At 63.8% G+C, this 2,412-nt stretch carries 3 protein-coding genes; 2 read left to right on the top strand and 1 reads right to left on the bottom strand.

Features of this window, described 5'->3' with window-relative positions; genetic code table 11:
- Window positions 1-681 (top strand): electron transfer flavoprotein subunit alpha/FixB family protein (locus tag EN914_RS32195; protein WP_164779064.1); only part of this gene is annotated, 681 nt, incomplete at its 5' end.
- 208 nt (window positions 682-889) lie between these two features.
- Window positions 890-1,768: a 3-hydroxybutyryl-CoA dehydrogenase gene (locus EN914_RS32200; RefSeq protein WP_013529423.1), complete on the top strand. Its 879-nt coding sequence runs from the start codon at window positions 890-892 to the stop codon at window positions 1,766-1,768.
- A gap of 56 nt (window positions 1,769-1,824) precedes the next feature.
- Here EN914_RS32200 and EN914_RS32205 read toward each other — a convergent pair.
- The coding region (locus EN914_RS32205) for a diguanylate cyclase domain-containing protein (RefSeq protein WP_127389537.1) at window positions 1,825-2,412 on the bottom strand (588 nt) is incomplete at its 5' end.

Raw genomic sequence — 2,412 nt, forward strand, 5'->3', positions numbered from 1 at the left:
TACGACACCATCATCGCGCCGGCGACCTCGTCGGGCAAGAATGTCGCGCCGCGCGTGGCTGCGCTCCTCGATGTCGCGCAGGTGTCCGAGATCATCGAAGTCGTATCGCCCGACACCTTCAAGCGGCCGATCTATGCCGGCAACGCCATCCAGACGGTGCAGTCGAGCGACGCCAAGAAGGTGATCACCGTGCGCACCGCCTCCTTCCAGGCAGCCCCCGAGGGCGGCTCGGCAGCCGTCGAGACCGTTAAGGCCGCGGCGAATCCGGGCCTCTCCACCTTCATCGAGAACAAGCTTTCCGAGACCGACCGTCCGGAGCTGACCTCGGCCAAGATCATCATCTCGGGCGGCCGCGCGCTGGGCTCCTCGGAGAAATTCCAGGAGGTCATCCTGCCGGTTGCCGACAAGCTGGGCGCCGCGGTCGGCGCTTCCCGCGCCGCCGTCGATGCCGGCTATGCGCCGAACGATTGGCAGGTCGGCCAGACCGGCAAGGTGGTTGCCCCCGATCTCTACATCGCGGTCGGCATCTCCGGCGCCATCCAGCACCTTGCCGGCATGAAGGATTCCAAGGTCATCGTCGCCATCAACAAGGACGAGGAGGCGCCGATTTTCCAGGTTGCCGACTACGGCCTCGTCGGCGACCTGTTCGTCATCCTGCCGGAACTGCAAAAGGCGCTTTGACGCTTTCTGCCAAAGCGTATTAAATGGTGAGGGTGGGGTAGACGAAGTCGCCCCGCCCTTTTAGTTTGCACCGCACAAAAAGCAGGCCGCAAAGGCTGAAAGCAATCCAGCAAAAGTGCGCAGCGGTTTTGCGTCCGGGATTGCGGTAAAATAAAAGGTGGAGCGCTTTCGCAGTTCAAGCGGAAGGGTTCAGGACGGGATCGGTGTAATGAGCAAGATCGAGACGATCGGCATCATCGGCGCGGGCCAGATGGGTGGCGGCATCGCCCATGTCTCCGCGCTTTCAGGCTACAAGGTATTGATCTACGATATCTCGCCCGACCGCATCGAGAAGGGCATCGCCACGATCAGCGGCAACATGGCCCGCCAGGTGGGGTCCGGCAAGCTCGACGAGAAGGTGCGCAACGATGCGATGGGCCGCATTTCGGCCGCGCCCGCGATGGCCGATCTTGCGGGTGCTGACCTGGTGATCGAGGCGGCGACCGAGGACGAGACGGTCAAGCGCAAGATCTACGCCCAGCTTTGTCCGCAGCTCAATCCCGAAGCCATCCTGGCGACCAACACCTCGTCGATCTCGATCACGCGGCTTGCCGCGCAGACCGACCGGCCCGAGCGGTTCATCGGCATACATTTCATGAACCCGGTGCCGCTGATGAAGCTGGTCGAACTGGTGCGCGGCATCGCCACCGAGGACCAGACCTTCGAGGCAGCCAAGACCTATGTGAAGCAGCTCGACAAGACGATCACGGTCTCGGAGGATTTTCCTGCTTTCATCGTCAACCGCATCCTGCTGCCGATGATCAACGAGGCGATCTACACGCTCTATGAGGGTGTCGGCTCGGTCGACGCCATCGACACCGCGATGCGGCTCGGCGCCAACCATCCGATGGGGCCGCTGCAGCTGGCTGACTTCATCGGGCTCGATACCTGCCTGTCGATCATGCAGGTGCTGCATGACGGCCTGTCGGACTCCAAGTACCGCCCTTGCCCGCTCCTGGTGAAATATGTCGAGGCCGGCTGGCTCGGCCGCAAGACCGGGCGCGGCTTCTACGACTATCGCGGCGAGCATCCCGTCCCGACGCGCTGAGCGGATCGTCGGCGCAAATCAGGGACAAGCCTTTCGGTTCAGCGGCGACGGGTCTATCAGGAGGCCACCGCCAGTGGCTCTGTCCGGCCATCCACGATCTGTGCGTCGGGCGCCACGGAGACACAGCCACGGCCCGCCGCCTTGGCGGCATAGCAAGCCGCATCGGCCCTGGCGATGATCTCGTCGACCTCGCCACAATTGGCATTGATCGCAGCCAACCCGATGCTGGCGCCGATCACGTGAGGACGGCCGTCCCAGGTGAAGTCTAGCCCGCCGATCGCATCGATGATGGAGCGCGCCGCGATCTTGGCGCCGGCTGCCGAACCCGATTTCAAAACGACCGCGAATTCGTCGCCGCCGAGGCGAGCGACGATGTCGTCTGGACCAAGCACGCCGCGAATAGCCACGGCAACCCGCTTCAGCAGCGCGTCTCCCGCCGCGTGGCCACCCGTGTCGTTGACCAGTTTGAAGTGGTCGAGGTCGATGAACATGAACTGATGTCCGGCGCCTCCGACCGACCTTGTCGTGTCGCCGACCAACCTTGTCGTGTCGGCGGTGCCGTCCTTGCGCGCCTGGTCGACGAGGTCCTCCATGGCGCGGATGAAGCTGGAGCGGTTGGCAAGGCCGGTCAGCGCATCGTGTGC

The sequence above is a fragment of the Mesorhizobium sp. M7A.F.Ca.CA.001.08.2.1 genome, assembly GCF_003998455.1.
In the GTDB taxonomy this organism is placed as follows: Bacteria; Pseudomonadota; Alphaproteobacteria; order Rhizobiales; family Rhizobiaceae; genus Mesorhizobium; species Mesorhizobium ciceri.

Coding starts and splice junctions, on each gene's coding strand:
- EN914_RS32200 (WP_013529423.1), top strand. CDS start 890: ATGAGCAAGATCGAGACGATCGGCATCATCGGCGCGGGCCAGATGGGT.